General features: G+C 69.8%; 15 protein-coding genes. 10 read left to right on the top strand and 5 right to left on the bottom strand.

What is annotated here, in order from left to right:
* Positions 1-6: 6 nt before the first annotated feature.
* The 6 genes from QRX50_RS18120 to QRX50_RS18095 all read left to right on the top strand — a co-directional run bounded on the left by QRX50_RS18120 (position 7) and on the right by QRX50_RS18095 (position 6,030).
* On the top strand, positions 7-834 hold the full coding sequence (locus QRX50_RS18120) for a creatininase family protein (RefSeq protein WP_285973111.1): 828 nt from the start codon (positions 7-9) through the stop codon (positions 832-834).
* Positions 831-1,688: an ABC transporter substrate-binding protein gene (locus QRX50_RS18115; RefSeq protein ID WP_285973110.1), complete on the top strand. Its 858-nt coding sequence runs from the start codon at positions 831-833 to the stop codon at positions 1,686-1,688. The genes QRX50_RS18120 and QRX50_RS18115 overlap by 4 nt, the downstream gene beginning before the upstream one ends.
* 12 nt (positions 1,689-1,700) lie before the next feature.
* Positions 1,701-2,456: an amino acid ABC transporter permease gene (locus QRX50_RS18110; RefSeq protein WP_285973109.1), complete on the top strand. Its 756-nt coding sequence runs from the start codon at positions 1,701-1,703 to the stop codon at positions 2,454-2,456.
* Positions 2,453-3,226, top strand: coding sequence for an amino acid ABC transporter ATP-binding protein (locus QRX50_RS18105; RefSeq protein ID WP_285973108.1), 774 nt, complete (start codon positions 2,453-2,455; stop codon positions 3,224-3,226). The genes QRX50_RS18110 and QRX50_RS18105 overlap by 4 nt, the downstream gene beginning before the upstream one ends.
* Positions 3,227-4,195 carry a CE1 family esterase gene (locus tag QRX50_RS18100; protein WP_285973107.1) on the top strand — a complete coding sequence of 323 codons (969 nt, stop codon included), beginning with the start codon at positions 3,227-3,229 and terminating at the stop codon, positions 4,193-4,195.
* Between the two features lie 134 nt (positions 4,196-4,329).
* Positions 4,330-6,030 (top strand): peptidase dimerization domain-containing protein, encoded by a 1,701-nt coding sequence (locus tag QRX50_RS18095; protein WP_285973106.1) that lies wholly within the window; start codon positions 4,330-4,332, stop codon positions 6,028-6,030.
* 164 nt (positions 6,031-6,194) lie between these two features.
* Here the strand turns inward: QRX50_RS18095 and QRX50_RS18090 are convergent, their stop codons facing one another.
* The gene (locus QRX50_RS18090; protein ID WP_285973105.1) at positions 6,195-7,235 is read right to left on the bottom strand and encodes an Atu2307/SP_0267 family LLM class monooxygenase; all 1,041 of its coding nucleotides are present in this window, start codon (positions 7,233-7,235) and stop codon (positions 6,195-6,197) included.
* Positions 7,236-7,486: 251 nt separating this feature from the next.
* Between QRX50_RS18090 and QRX50_RS18085 the strand changes: the two genes are divergently transcribed.
* A complete protein-coding gene (locus QRX50_RS18085; RefSeq protein ID WP_285973104.1) occupies positions 7,487-8,314 on the top strand; it encodes a helix-turn-helix transcriptional regulator in 828 nt (275 codons plus the stop codon).
* 4 nt (positions 8,315-8,318) lie between these two features.
* Here the strand turns inward: QRX50_RS18085 and QRX50_RS18080 are convergent, their stop codons facing one another.
* Complete coding sequence (locus QRX50_RS18080; RefSeq protein ID WP_285973103.1) at positions 8,319-8,771, bottom strand: Lrp/AsnC family transcriptional regulator; 453 nt, start codon at positions 8,769-8,771, stop codon at positions 8,319-8,321.
* 149 nt (positions 8,772-8,920) lie between these two features.
* Here QRX50_RS18080 and pdhA point away from each other — a divergent pair, with 149 nt between their 5' ends.
* From pdhA to QRX50_RS18065, 3 genes are read left to right on the top strand one after another with little or no spacing between them, the layout of a single operon-like run.
* On the top strand, positions 8,921-10,024 hold the full coding sequence (gene pdhA, locus QRX50_RS18075; protein WP_285973102.1) for a pyruvate dehydrogenase (acetyl-transferring) E1 component subunit alpha: 1,104 nt from the start codon (positions 8,921-8,923) through the stop codon (positions 10,022-10,024).
* Complete coding sequence (locus QRX50_RS18070; RefSeq protein WP_285973101.1) at positions 10,021-11,049, top strand: alpha-ketoacid dehydrogenase subunit beta; 1,029 nt, start codon at positions 10,021-10,023, stop codon at positions 11,047-11,049. Before pdhA ends, QRX50_RS18070 begins: the two co-directional genes overlap by 4 nt.
* Positions 11,049-12,305 (top strand): dihydrolipoamide acetyltransferase family protein, encoded by a 1,257-nt coding sequence (locus QRX50_RS18065; RefSeq protein ID WP_285973100.1) that lies wholly within the window; start codon positions 11,049-11,051, stop codon positions 12,303-12,305. Before QRX50_RS18070 ends, QRX50_RS18065 begins: the two co-directional genes overlap by 1 nt.
* Positions 12,306-12,321: 16 nt before the next feature.
* Here QRX50_RS18065 and QRX50_RS18060 read toward each other — a convergent pair whose 3' ends face one another.
* From QRX50_RS18060 to QRX50_RS18050, 3 genes are all read right to left on the bottom strand, one after another.
* Positions 12,322-13,041 carry a hypothetical protein gene (locus tag QRX50_RS18060; RefSeq protein WP_285973099.1) on the bottom strand — a complete coding sequence of 240 codons (720 nt, stop codon included), beginning with the start codon at positions 13,039-13,041 and terminating at the stop codon, positions 12,322-12,324.
* A gap of 100 nt (positions 13,042-13,141) precedes the next feature.
* The gene (locus QRX50_RS18055; RefSeq protein ID WP_285973098.1) at positions 13,142-13,591 is read right to left on the bottom strand and encodes a hypothetical protein; all 450 of its coding nucleotides are present in this window, start codon (positions 13,589-13,591) and stop codon (positions 13,142-13,144) included.
* Between the two features lie 94 nt (positions 13,592-13,685).
* On the bottom strand, positions 13,686-14,189 hold the full coding sequence (locus QRX50_RS18050; protein WP_285973097.1) for a MarR family winged helix-turn-helix transcriptional regulator: 504 nt from the start codon (positions 14,187-14,189) through the stop codon (positions 13,686-13,688).
* Between the last annotated feature and the right edge of the window lie 63 nt (positions 14,190-14,252).

The raw sequence follows: 14,252 nt of genomic DNA, 5'->3' as shown, positions 1-14,252 counted from the left end.
GACACCATGCCGATCGCACCACGTTCACACCGTCTCGCCGATCTCACCTGGCCCGAGATCGACGACCTGCGCCCGCACGCCCCCGTGGCGATCGTGCCGCTCGGAGCCACCGAGCAGCACGGCCACGGGCTCGCGCAGCGCACCGACACCACCCGGGCCGAGGTCGTCGCCGACCTTGTGGCACAACACCTTTCGCCGAAGGTCGTGGTGACACCGGTGATCCCCGTCGGGGTCTCCGAGCACCACATGGCCTTCCCCGGCACGCTCACGCTGTCGCCGATCACGCTGCAGCAGGTGATCGTGGAGCTCGTCACCAGCCTGCACCGCCACGGCTGGCGCAAGGTCTACGTGCTCACCGGCCACGGCGGCAACAACGCCACGGTCGAGGTCGCCGTCACACGGCTGCGCACCGACCTGCCCGACCTGCACATCGCGTGGAGCGGGATCACCCCCGTGGTCTCGGACCTCGTGTCGAAGCTGTCCGAAAGCCGGATCGGCGGTCACTCCAGCGAAATCGAGACCTCGCAGGCGATGTTCGCCGACCCGGACCTCGTGCTGCCCGAGCGGCTCACCCCCGGCAGCTCGACCTTCGACGATCTCGACCAGGCGGGCAAGCTCAGCCGCTCGCGGCCGGGGATCCACTTTCCACAGTCCTATCACGACCTGAGCAAGACCGGCACGCTCGGCGACGCCACCAAGTCGTCCGTCGAGATCGGTGCTCGGCTGGTGGAAGCCACCGTCGAGCGCATCAGCGGCTTCCTGCAGGATTTCCTCGACCTGCCGGAACGCCAGTCCGCCCCCACCCTCACCCGCATTCCCCAGGAGACGCCATGACCGCCCCGACCCGACGCCGTCTCGGAGTGGCCACCCTCGTGCTCGCGGCCGGCCTCACGCTGACCGCCTGCGGTGGCAGCGACGACCAGGCCGCCAACCCGCTCGGCACCGCCACGCCCGGCAAGGTCCACTTCGCCTTCCGCTCCGACGACAAGCCGACGTCGTTCATCGACGGCGGCAAGCCCGCCGGCTTCCTCATCGAGCTCACGCAGGCGATGGCGCAGAAGATGAACCTGACCGCCGACTACACGGCGACCGACTTCGCGAGCATGCTGCCCAACATCCGCAACCACAAGTACGACTCCGCCGCGTTCGGCACGCTCGTCACTCCGCCGCGCCAAGAGGTCACCGACTTCACCACCGCGGTGAACTACGGGCAGGCACAGTTGATCTCCCGCAAGAGCGCGCCACTGGCCACTGTGGACGCCTCGGGCGGCAAGACCATCGCGATCACCCGCGGCAGCGAGCTGATCCCGCTCGTGAAGAAGCGCGTGCCGACCGTGACGGTCAAGGAGTTCCCGAACATCGCGGCCAGCTCCAACGCGCTCACCGCCGGGCAGGTCGACGGGCTGTTCACCGGTGTCGCGACCACGAACGACCTCCTGGAGAAGCACCCGGACTACCAGGCCTCGCCGGCGATCACCAGTGGCATGACCGCGTTCCCGGTCGCCAAGGACAAGCCCGAGCTGAAGAAAGCGCTCGACGACGCGCTCAAGGCCGTGATCGCCGACGGCACGTACACGAAGCTGTTCGACAAGTGGAACCCCAAGGGCGTCGCGATCCCGTCGGACATGCTCAAGGCCTACCCCGGCATGCAGCAGCGCCCCGGCGTCACCGCTGCCGACGGGTCCTGAAAGGACAGTGCCATGGACGGTCTGAAACAAATCTGGGACACGTTCTTCGACCTCGACCTCATCGGCAGCACACTCCCCACGCTGCTGAAGGAAGGTCTGCTGAACACCCTGTTCCTCACCGTGCTCGCGAGCGCGATCGGCCTCGTCGTCGGCATCTTCCTCGCCAGCGGCCTGATGTCGCGCTTCCGCGTGCTGCGCCTGCCGTGCCGCTGGTACGTCGACATCCTGCGCGGCCTGCCCCACATCCTGAGCATCTACCTCATCGGCCAGGGTCTGCCGCTGGCCGGGCTCACGATGTTCGGCAACTGGACCTACGGCTACGCGGCGCTCGCGATCGGGCTCATGGAAGGCGCTTACATGGCGGAGATCTTCCGCTCGGGCTTCCAGAGTGTGGACAAGGGCATCGTCGAAGCGTCGCGCAGCCTCGGGATGTCGCACACGAAGACCATGCGGCTCATCGTGATCCCGATCGGCTTCCGCCGCGTGCTGCCGGCGCTCACCGGCCAGTTCATCCTGGTCATCAAGAGCACCGCGCTGGTCTACCTGCTCGGCCTCGCCGCCGGGCAGCGCGAGATGTTCGCGATCGCCCAGGACACGTCCACCAACAACGCTTCGCTTTCGCCGTTGGTCGCCGCAGGTCTGTTCTACCTCGCGATCACCGTGCCGCTCACCTACGTGGTGAACAAGTGGGACAAGCGGATGCGCGAAGGCCGGCCCGCCGCGGCGACCGCGCCGGCGGCCGTGCGCACTGAGGAGGCACTCGTATGACGCAGGCGAGCACCGCGGCGGCCGATGCCGTGACCACCACCGGGACGACCGTCCGCTACGAGCACATCGACAAGACCTTCGGCAACACCCCGGTGCTGCACGACATCGTGCTCGAAGCCCCAGGCGGCACCACCACGTGCATCATCGGCCCGTCGGGCTCCGGCAAGTCGACGCTGCTGCGCTGCACCAACCTGCTGGAGATCCCCACGGCCGGGCGCATCTTCATCGGCGACCAGGCCATCACCGACAAGGGCGCCGACGTCGACCGCATCCGCACCCGCGTGGGCATGGTGTTCCAGAACTTCCACCTGTTCCCGCACCACACGGTGCTCGACAACGTGACGCTCGCCCAGCAGCAGGTGCTCGGCGTGTCTCGCGACGAAGCTGTGGAGACCGCGCGGGCGAACCTCGCCGCGGTCGGGCTCGCGGCGTACGAGAACCGCCGGCCCTCCCAGCTCTCGGGCGGGCAGCAGCAGCGCGTGGCCATCGCGCGGTCGCTGGCGATGAACCCCGAAGTGATGTTGTTCGACGAAGCGACGTCCGCGCTCGACCCCGAGCTCGTGAAAGGCGTGCTCGCCGTGATGCGCGACCTGGCTTCCCGCGGCATGACGATGATCGTGGTGACACACGAGATGCGCTTCGCCCGTGAGGTCGCCGAGCAGGTCGTGTTCCTCGACCAAGGACGGCTCGTGGAAGCCGCCCACCCCACCGAGTTCTTCGAGTCCCCCCGCAGTGACCGGCTCCGGTCCTTCCTCGACGAGGTGCTCTGAATGAGATTCGCCAAGCTCGCCGCTGTCGCCGCGCTGGCTCTCACCGCCACGGCGGTGGTGCCCCAGACTGCGTCCGCGACCCCGTCCGTGCGCAACTACCCCAAAGTGTCGATGGGCTGCACCGCGCCCTCGACCTCCCTGCCGCTCGGGCAGACGGTCACGCAGACCATCACCTCCGGCGGACTCGCCCGCGGCTACCTGATCCACCTGCCGGCGAGCTACCAGCCGGGCCACCCGAAGCCCGTGGTCATGGCGTTCCACGGCCGCAAGGGCGACGGCAGCGACATCGAAGAGTTCTCCGGCATCGACGGCCTCGACACCATCGCCGTCTACCCCGTGGGCGCCAAGGGCCTCGACGACCAGCGCGCCTGGCAGAGCGCCCCGTATGCCGCGCAAGGTGTCGACGACGTCCGCTTCGTCGGCGACCTGCTCGACCACCTGCAGTCGACGCTGTGCGTGGACCCGCTTCGCATCTTCGCCACCGGCAAGTCCAACGGTGCCGGCTTCGTGTCCCTGCTGGCCTGCCAGCTGCCGATGCGCATCGCCGCCTTCGCCACGATCGCCGGCGCCTTCTACCCGGGCACCACGGTGGGCTGCTCGTCGAGCGTCCCCGCCCCGATCGTCGACTTCCACGGCACGGCCGACCCCACCATCGAGTACAACGGCGGCACCAGCCACAGCGAGCCCATCCCCAACCTCATGGACTGGGCCCAGAACTGGGCGAACCACAACCACTGCGCCGCGACGCCGGTCGAGACCCCGATCGGCTCCGACGTGATCCAGTTCTCGTGGCAGAACTGCGCCGTCAACGCCTCGGTCACCCACTACCGCATCCTCGGCGCCGGCCACACCTGGCCTGGCGAGCTCGTGGACAGCGGCCCGGGCTCGGCGACGCAGACGGTGAAGGCCCAGCAGGTCATCTGGAGCTTCTTCAACGCCCACACGCTGGGTTCCGGTTTGTTCCGCTGAGGTGAAGACGATGTCCGGTCGGGCGCGCAACTGCGCCCGGCCGGGCATTTCTTTTGTCCGGACCATTGCCGCCCGGGCCGGGCACCCGGTCAGATCTCTCTTGACGAGTTTTCCGTTCAGGGGAGGGAATTTCCGTGAGCTCGGACTACCAGATGAGACGACGCCGGGTGCTGCAGGCGTTCGGGGTGACGGGTGCGGCGACGCTGGCGGCGATGTACACCGCCGACCCGGTGCTGGGCGCGACGCTGGGCTACGACGAGAAGATCGGCGTCGACCCGGCCACGTACACCGCGCCGACCGGGCTGGCGCAGGACAGCCCGGGCAAGACGACCGCGCTGACCTGGCTGCGCGACAACGCCGGCGAGGTGACCGGCCTGTCGGACAAGGTCTGGTCCCACGCCGAGCTGTCGCTGCGTGAGTGGAACTCCGCACTGGACTCGGCGGAGCTGCTGCGCCGCAACGGCTTCACGATCGAATGGGGTGCCGGCGGCTTCCCCGCGGCGTTCGTGGCCACCTACGGCTCCGGCAAACCCGTGCTCGGGTTCAACGCCGAATACGACGCGCTACCAGGGCTTTCGCAGAAGACGGGCGTCTCGACGCACGACCCGGTCGTCTACAACTACGACGCCTACGGCCCCACCTACGGCGCCGGCCACGGCGACGCGCACAACACGCTCGGTGCCGGCTCGATCGGCGCCGCCATCGCCGTGAGCAAGGCCATGCAGCAGAACGGCCTTTCGGCCACGCTCAAGGTGTTCGGCGCAAGCGGCGAGGAACAGCTCGTCGGCAAGCCCTACAGCGCGAAAGCCGGGCTCTACGAGGGCCTCGACGGCTACCTCGACTGGCACCCGTTCACCGCGACGCGCGCCGACTGGGGCACCACCTCGGCTCTGATGTCGGCGACGTTCACGTTCCTCGGTGCCGCCGGCCACGGCGCGACGCCGCTGGGCAACAAGAGCGGCCTCGACGGCGCGCTGCTGATGGCGACGATGAGCGAGTTCCTGCGCGAGAAGAACGTCGCGCCTTCCGGGCGATTCCACTACGCGATCATCAACGGCGGCGGCGCCCCCAACGTGACGCCGGACATGTGCTCGATCTGGTTCTTCGTCCGCGAAGGCAGCCCGGCGCGCGCCCAGGTGCTCTACGACAAGATCGTCGAATGCGCGAAGGCCGCCGCGCAGGCGAGCCAGACGAAGCTGATCCACAAGTTCCACTCCGGCACCTGGAACTCGCTGGGCAACAAGGTCGCGGCCGAGGTCCTCAACGACGACATGGTCAAGATCGGCCCGCCCGCGTTCACCGCCGCCGACCAGGACCTCGCGAAGGCGTTGCAACGCTCGCTCGGCAAGCCGGACATCGGCATGCCCACCACGCTCGTCCCGCTCACCGCGCCCGACCCGACCTTCCTCGGCGGCCCGTCGGTCGACACCGCCGACGTCAGCTGGCGCACCCCCAAGGTCACCGCGCTCATCGCGACTTTCCCGGCCGGCATCCCCAACCACAACTGGGCCGTCACGGCCACGGCGGCCACCAACATCGGCCACCAGGCCGCCCTCTCGGCCGCCAAGTATCTCGCCGCGACGGCCGTCGACCTCATCACGCAACCCGAACTGCTGCAGCGCATGCAGCAGGAGTTCACCGAACGAACCCGCGACGCGAACTGGAAGAGCATGATCCCGGACGGCGTCCAGCCGCCGATGTACGAACCGCCGGCCGACTTCCTCGCGAAGACGGGCCAGAAGTTCCCACCGCCGGGCATCACGTGGCCCGTGCCGGAGGTCGTCGCGCAGGAGCACCTCGGCACCACCGGCCCGGCACTCCCGCCACAGGTCTAGAAGTCCGCTGTGTTGTCTGCCTCGGCTCCGCCGAGGCGTGCGAGATCGCCTCAAGCCGACTTCTTCCTTCCCGGTTTTCGCGCGGCCCAGGGGCCGCGCGAAAACCGCTCAGTCCAGAAGTCGGCGCGATCTCGCAGGGACGGTGGCAGGTCACCACCACCCTCTTACTCCGCCATCAGCTCCCGCACCATCGGCGCGACTCGCGTCCCGTACAGCTCGATGTTGCGCAGCACCGAGCCCCGCGGCAGCCCGGCGAGCCCGTACTTGAGGTCGAACCGCGTGGCCCCCACGGTCTTCAACGACGCCGCGATCTTGCGCGCCACCGTCTCCGGCGAGCCGACGTGCCAGGCGCCGCGTTCGGAGACCTCCTCCAGGAACTGCTCCCGCGACGGCGGCCGGAAACCCCGCTCGCGCGCGACGCGGGTGAGCACGTCGACGTAGTGCGGGTACAGCTCCTCCATCGCGTCCTCGTCGCTGTCGGCGATGTGGCCGGGCATGTGCAGCCCGATCGCCTTCTGCGGCTTGTCGAGCCGGCGCTGCACGTCGCGGAAAAGGTCCGCGAACGGCTTGAACCGCGCGGCCGGGCCGCCGATGATCGCGAGCATCAGCGACATGCCGTGCTTCGCCGTCCGCAGCACCGATTCGGGGCTGCCGCCGACGCCGATCCACGCCGGGATCGGGCCCGTCTCCGTGTGCGGCACCACTTCCTGGCCGTTCAACGAGGGCCGCAGCCGACCGGACCACGTCACGGGCTTCTCCTCCAGCAGGCGGGAGAACAGGTCCACCTTCTCGTCGAACAGCTCGTCGTAGTCGCCCAGGTCGTAGCCGAACAGGGGGAACGACTCGGTGCTCGACCCGCGCCCCAGGATCACCTCCGCGCGTCCGTGCGAGAGCGCGTCGAGGGTCGAGTAGCGCTGGAAGACGCGCACGGGGTCATCGGAGCTCAGCACCGTGACGGCGGAGCCCAGCCGGATGCGCGATGTGCGCGCCGCCACGGCCGCCAGCACCACGTCGGGCGCCGAGAGCGGCATGTCCACCGTGTGGTGCTCGCCGATGCCGAAGAAGTCGAGGCCCACGTGGTCGGCGAGCACGCCGTGCTCCACCAGGCCGCGGATGGTCTCGGCGTGGCTGACGGGCGTGCCGCCGTCGTCGGAAAGCACGTCCCCGAACGTGTCCAGTCCGAGGGTGACCGAATACTTCGTCATGCCCCGATGTTGTATCCACCGGGCCAACCGCACCTCGCCACGCGCTGGGTACCCACGCGAGGGGAGGGCAGCGGGCGACCCGCCGGCGGACGATGGACTCGACTGACGCCGCCGCGAGATCGCGCCGGCTTCTGGACTGAGCGATTTTCGCGCGGCCCCTGGGCCGCGCGAAAATCGGGAGGGAAGAAGCCGGCTTGCGGCGATCTCGCCGCCTCGGCGGAGCCGAGGCCGAAAGCACAGAGGATGGGGTCATGAGCGAGCAGCGCAACACCGAACTCGGGGACTTCCTGCGCTCCCGCAGGGCGGCGCTGACGCCCGCGGAGACCGGGGTCCCGACCTACGGCACCGCGCGGCGCGTCCCCGGGCTGCGGCGGGAAGAGGTCGCGCAGCTCGCCGGCGTGAGCGTGAACTACTACACCCGCATCGAGCAGGGCGAGAGCCACCAGATGTCCGACTCGGTGATGGAGGCCATCGCCAACGCGCTGCGCCTCGACGAGAGCGAGCGGACACACCTGCTGCGCCTGGCCTGGCCCGCCCAGGTGATGCGGCGCGAGGCCGGCCCGGAAATGGTGCGTGACTCGGTTCTCGCGCTGGTCGAGGGCAGCATCGACCAGGCGGCGATCATCGTCGGCCGCCGGACCGACCTGTTGGGCGGCAACCGGCTCGGCTTCGCGTTGCTCGGCATCGACCGCGACGCACGGCCCAATCTGACCAAGCACATGTTTCTCGAACCCACCATGCGCGACCTCATGCCCGACTGGGAGCGTCAGGCCCGCAACGCGGCCTCCTACCTGCGGATGGCCACCGGCGAGCTGACCGACGACCCGAAGCTGGCGGAGCTGATCGGCGACCTCAGCATCCACAGCCCGGAGTTCGCGCGGATCTGGGCGTCGCACCCCGTGGCGGAGTGCCTCCACTCGGTCCGCGAGTACGACCACCCGCTCGTCGGGCGGCTCACGCTCAACGAGGAGAGCCTGCGGATGCCCGACGACTCGGGCCAGCGCATCATCTTCTCCGGCGCCGAGCCCGGCTCGCCATCGGCCGAGCGCCTGAAGCTGCTCGACTCGCTGGTCTCTTGAGGCCTCACAGCTCGTCGAAGACCAGCACCGTGTGCGTCGAGAGCACGTCGGGCATCGCCTGAAGCCGCTCGAAGACCAGGTCGCGCAGGCTGTCGGCGTCGCTCGTGCGCACGAACAGGATGAGGTCGTTGTCCCCCGAGACGAGCCCGCCGTGCTCGATCTCGGGGATGCTCTTGAGCGCGGCGCTCACCGTGCGCCACGAGTTCTGCGTGACCTTGAGGTAGACGTACGCCGCGAGCCCCTGGCCCAGCCGCCGCGGATCGGTCACCGCCGCGTACCCGGTGATCACGCCTTCGCGGTGCAGCCGCTCCACCCGCGTGTAACAGCCCGCTCGCGAAATGTGCACGCGCTCGGCGAGCGCGCGCATCGACGCGCGCCCGTCGGCCTTGAGCTCGGCGATGAGTTTCAGGTCGACCTCGTCCAAGGCCGCCGCCATTCGTCCACCCGGCTCGGACATCCCCGCACCTCTCGAAGCCAATCATCCGGCTCTTCATGAGCAGATGAGCCATTGTTCCACACTTGCCGTGGATACCTGGATACCTGATCGGCGTGGAGCGAAGATCGGCGTTAGACGTCTTCCCTGTTCCCCGTCGATCGGAGCTGCCGGTGACCACCACGGAACGCACCGCCGCGTCGTTCTTCCTCCCGAGCGAGGAGCCCCTGGGCCTCATCAACGCCGACGGCGCGCCCGTCGCCGAGCCTGCCCTGGAGATGCCGGCCGACGACGTGCTGCTGCGCCTGCACCGCGCGATGGTCTCGGGCCGCCGCTTCGACGCGCAGGCCACCGCGCTCACCAAGCAGGGCCGCCTCGCCGTGTACCCGTCCGCCCGTGGCCAGGAGGCGGGTGAGATCGGCTCGATCCTCGCGCTGCGTCCGCAGGACTGGCTCTTCCCGACCTACCGCGACTCGATGGCCGTGGTCGCCCGCGGCGTCGACCCGGTCGAGGTCCTCACGCTGCTGCGCGGCGACTGGCACTGCGGCTACGACCCGTATCGCGCCAACGTCGCGCCCCAGTGCACGCCGCTGGCCACGAACACGCTGCACGCCGTCGGGTTCGCCCACGCCGCCAAGACCAAGGGCGAGGACACCGTCGCGCTGGTGCTGCTCGGCGACGGCGCCACCAGCGAAGGCGACACGCACGAGGCGCTGAACTTCGCGGCCGTGTGGCAGTCGCCCGTCGTGTTCCTGGTGCAGAACAACGGTTACGCGATCAGCGTGCCGCTCTCGAAGCAGACCGCGGCGCCTTCGCTCGCGCACAAGGGCGTGGGTTACGGCATGCCGTCGGTGTTGGTGGACGGCAACGACGCGGCCGCCGTGCACGCCGTGGTGGAGCAGGCGGTCGCGCGCGCCGCCGCCGGTGGCGGGCCGACGTTGATCGAGGCCCTCACCTACCGCGTCGAGTCGCACACCAACGCCGACGACGCCTCCCGCTACCGCGACCGCGCCGAGGTCGAGGCCTGGCTCACCCGCGACCCGATCGCGCGGCTCGAGCGTTACCTCACCGACCGCGGCCTGCTCGACGACGCCGCGCGCGAGGAGATCTCCGCGCGCGCCGAGACCGAAGCGACGTCGTTGCGCGAGCGCATGAACACCGACACCGTGCTCGACCCGGCCGACCTGTTCCGCCACGTGTACGCCGAGCCGACGGCCGCGTTGCGCCGCCAGGCCGAGGACCTCACCGCCGAACTTTCTCTCGGAGCGGAAGAATGACCGCGACCCTGGAGTCCACTTCGGACACCCTCACCATGGCGGGCGCGCTCAACCGCGCCCTCGCCGACGCGCTGGGCGAGGACGAGCGCGTGCTCGTGTTCGGGGAGGACGTCGGCACCCTCGGCGGCGTCTTCCGCGTCACCGACGGGCTGGCCGCCCGCTTCGGCGAGACGCGCGTCTTCGACACCCCGCTCGCCGAGTCGGGCATCGTCGGCACGGCCATCGGCATGGCGATGAACGGCCTGCGGCCCGTGGTGGAGATGCAGTTCGACGCGTTCGCCTACCCCGCGTTCGAGCAGATCACCAGCCACCTCGCGAAGCTGCGCAACCGCACCCGCGGCGCCGTCGAGCTGCCCATCGTGATCCGGATCCCCTACGGCGGTGGCATCGGCGGCGTCGAGCACCACTGCGACTCCTCCGAGGTCTACTACACGCACACGGCCGGCCTGCGGGTCGTCACGCCGGCTTCGCCTGCCGACGCGTACGCGCTGCTGCGCCAGGCGATCGACAGCCCGGACCCGGTGATCTTCCTGGAGCCCAAGCGGCGCTACTGGGAGAAGGAGACCGTGCGGCTCGACCACCGGTCGTCCACTCTGGACCGCGCGGTGGTTCGGCGCTCGGGCACCGACGTCACGCTGATCTCCTACGGCGGCGCGCTCGGCATCACGCTGGAAGCCGCCGCGGCGGCCGCGGAGGAGGGCTACCGCGCCGAGGTGATCGACCTGCGCAGCCTCGCCCCGTTCGACCTCGACACGGTCGCCGCTTCGGTGCGGCGCACCGGGCGCGCGGTTGTGGTGCACGAGGCGAGCCGCTTCTGCGGTTACGGCGCCGAGGTCGCGGCCCAGCTGTCGGAGACCTGCTTCCACTACCTGGAGGCGCCCGTGTTGCGCGTCGGCGGGTTCGACATCCCTTACCCCGCGCCGAACCTGGAGAAGCACCACCTGCCGAACGTCGACCGAGTACTCGACGCGATCGAGCGGCTGCAGTGGGACGACGCGGCCCCGCTCACGAACACGGAGGCGTGATGGCCGTCTTCAAGCTGCCTGACCTGGGCGAAGGCCTGACCGACGCCGAGATCGTCGCGTGGCACGTGGCCGTGGGCGACACCGTGACCGTCGACCAGACGGTGGTGGAGGTCGAGACGGCCAAGGCGAGCGTCGAGGTGCCGGTGCCGTTCGCGGGCCGGGTCGCGACGCTGCACGGGGCGGCCGGCGACGTGCTGACCGTCGGCAGTCCGCTCATCACGGTGGAGGAGGCACCGGCGTTTCTCGAGCCGGGAGTGGTGACGCCCTCACCGGAGCCCTCGCCCGAGGGCAGTGGCAATGTGCTGATCGGATATGGCACCGGCACAGCTCAGGCGCGGCGGTCCCGTCGTGCTCGGGGCACACGGCGACCCGAAGCTGCTGTGATGTCCGCGCCGCGGCCCGTGAACGAGCGGGTGCGCGTGGTGTCGCCGTTGGTGCGGCAGCTGGCGAAACAGTCCGGTGTGGACATCCACGCGCTCGCCGGTTCGGGTACCGACGGGATCATCAGCCGGGCCGACGTCGAGCGCGCGATCGCGGCGCCGGTCACCGCTGCCGCCCCTGCCACCTCTGACGAACGCCGCATCCCGTTGCGCGGTGTCCGCAAGACCGTCGCCGACAAGCTCACCCGCTCGCGCCGGGAAATCCCCGAGGCGACAGTGTGGGTCGACGTCGACGCGACGGCCCTGCTCGAAACCCGCGCCGCTCTCAACGCCGACGCGCACGCGCCGAAGATCAGCCTGCTCGCCCTGCTGGCCAAGTTCACCGTCGAAGGCCTGCGTCGTTTCCCCGAGCTCAACGCCCACCTCGACGGCGACGAGATCGTGATCCCCTCGGCCGTGCACCTCGGGTTCGCCGCGCAGACCGACCGCGGCCTCGTGGTCCCTGTCGTGCCCGGCGCGCACGAGCTGTCCGTGGAACAGCTGTCCGGCGCCCTCGCCGAACGGACCGGGCGCGCCCGCTCCGGCTCGCTCGCCCCCGCCGAGCTCACGGGCGGCACGTTCACGATCAACAACTACGGTGTGTTCGGCGTCGACGGTTCCGCCGCGATCATCAACCACCCCGAGGTCGCGATCCTCGGGATCGGCCGGATCATCGACCGCCCGTGGATCGTCGACGGCCAGGTCGTGCCGCGCAAGATCACCGAGCTGACGCTGGCGTTCGACCACCGCGTCTGCGACGGCGGCACGGCGGGCGGGTTCCTGCGGTTCATCGCGGACTGCGTCGAGTCACCGCTGCGGCTCCTGCGCGGCCTGTAACCCCGTCCACCGTTGCTCAGGCGAACTCGATGTCGCTGAGGTCGATCGACACCAGCAACGGCTCCGGGACCGGCTTGCCGTCCTCCCCGACGGGGTAGACACGGCGCTTGGTCGGGACCACGATGCCGTCGACCTCGCAGTGCTCCGAGGAGTAGTGCGCCGCGAGGCCGCCGGCGACCACCTCGGCGTCGTAGTCGTGGCGGCGAATGAGGCCGTCGGCGTCGAAGTAGAACGTCTGCACCTTGTTGTGCGTGGTGATCTCGTCGGGGAACTCCACGCGCAGACGGCGCCACGTCTCGCCGTCCTCCTGCCACGGCTCGAGCTCCTCGGCGCGGAAGCCGGGGTGCGTGAGCGTGAACGGCGTGGTCAGGTAGGTCCACATCGCGTAACCCGCGAAGTACGCCGTCTGCAGCCGGTCCCACTGCGACTCCAACGCGTGGCCGGCGAACGACGCGCGGGTGTTGGCCCGCTCCTCCACGACCTCTCCTGCCGCGTTCTCGATCGCCACGTGCTCACCCCGGAACGCCGTGCGCAGCCCGGCCCCGCCGAACGGCGCGTGGCTCGCGAACTGCCGATGCAGCTCGACGCGGACGGTGATGTCGTCGAGCAGCCCGGCCTGCCCCTTCAGCGGGAACACGACCCCGCCGTTGATCAGGCGCGCGGTCACGCTGTTCAGCTCGTTCCAGCGCTTCAACCCACCGTGCGCTTCGACGGCGATGTCCAGCAAGTCACTCATGCCGGTGCTCCGATCCCTGGGTAGGCGGCTCCTGTGTCCCGCAATGAATATGACCGGTCGTCTTACTCGTGTCAACCCCTCCTGCCTCTGGCGGCTTCTACTACCGACAACCGGCGAAGAACTTTCGACCCGCGGGCACCCACAACAGGACCACGGAAGCCACTTGCAGCACCCCGACCACCGGGATGACCGCGTGGAACATCCCCGAGGCCGACCACGAGACCATACTGAACACCAACCCCAGCAGCTTCGAGACGGTCACCAGCCGCCGCACCCACGGCTTTCCGCCACCCAGCTTCCACACCGGCACCAGGCACAACACCAGCAGCACCACGTGGAACCCCACCGCGGCCCCGACCGCGACATCGGCCGAGCGCGCCACCTCCCCCACCCCGAACTCCGGATGCGCGACCGCGATCTCGTTACGCAGCACCGCCTCGCGCGCCCACATCACGAGCGGCACCACCACGTGCCCCACCGCCACGAAGCCCAGCAACCCCCGCGCAACCTGAACAACGACGGGCTCTCGGGGCGGGGCTATCGCGGTCATGACCGGCCCTCCTTTTCGGCTTGCCGTTTCCGCGGCCAGCTCCGCCCGGCGCCCCGCCGGATCTCGGCGGACACTCGCTCACGAGCAGTCGTAGTCACCTTTGGTCCTCCCCCTCGACCGATTGCCGTTTCCTTCGCCAACGTGGCCCACTCCCGCGCTGAGCCGCCGAAGCCGCATCACCGCGCGTCGCCCAGGCCTCGTTCAGCCGGGTGATCAGCTCGCGCGCCGTGGTGACATCTTCGTCCGTCCAGTCGGAGATCACGTCGGCGAACACCGCCGCCCCGGCGGCGACCGTGGCTTCGGCGTCGGCGCGGCCGCTTTCCGTCTGCCGCACCAGAAAAGTCCGCGAGTCCACCGGGTCCGGCTCCACCGCGATCTGCCCGGCCTCCTCCAGCGCGGCCAGGTGGCGACTGGTCGCCGACGCCGTCAGCCCCAGCTCGGCCGCGATCGCGTTCGGCCGCACGGGCTGCCGGGCCGCGACGGTGCCCAGCACGCGCACCCGGGTCAGGTCAAGGTGCCGCGAGATCCGGCGGTGGCCGGCGTCGATGAGCTCCATGACCGCGCGGGCCAGGTCTGCTCGTTCATTTCGTTGCGGCATGAAACGACTTAGCACCCTCGACCGGAAAGGGCACGAAAAAGCCCGAACCCGCTGGTCTGCGGG

The sequence above is a fragment of the Amycolatopsis sp. 2-15 genome (genome assembly GCF_030285625.1).
GTDB classification, from domain to species: Bacteria; Actinomycetota; Actinomycetes; order Mycobacteriales; family Pseudonocardiaceae; genus Amycolatopsis; species Amycolatopsis carbonis.
This window is presented reverse-complemented; position numbering and strand designations above follow the sequence as displayed.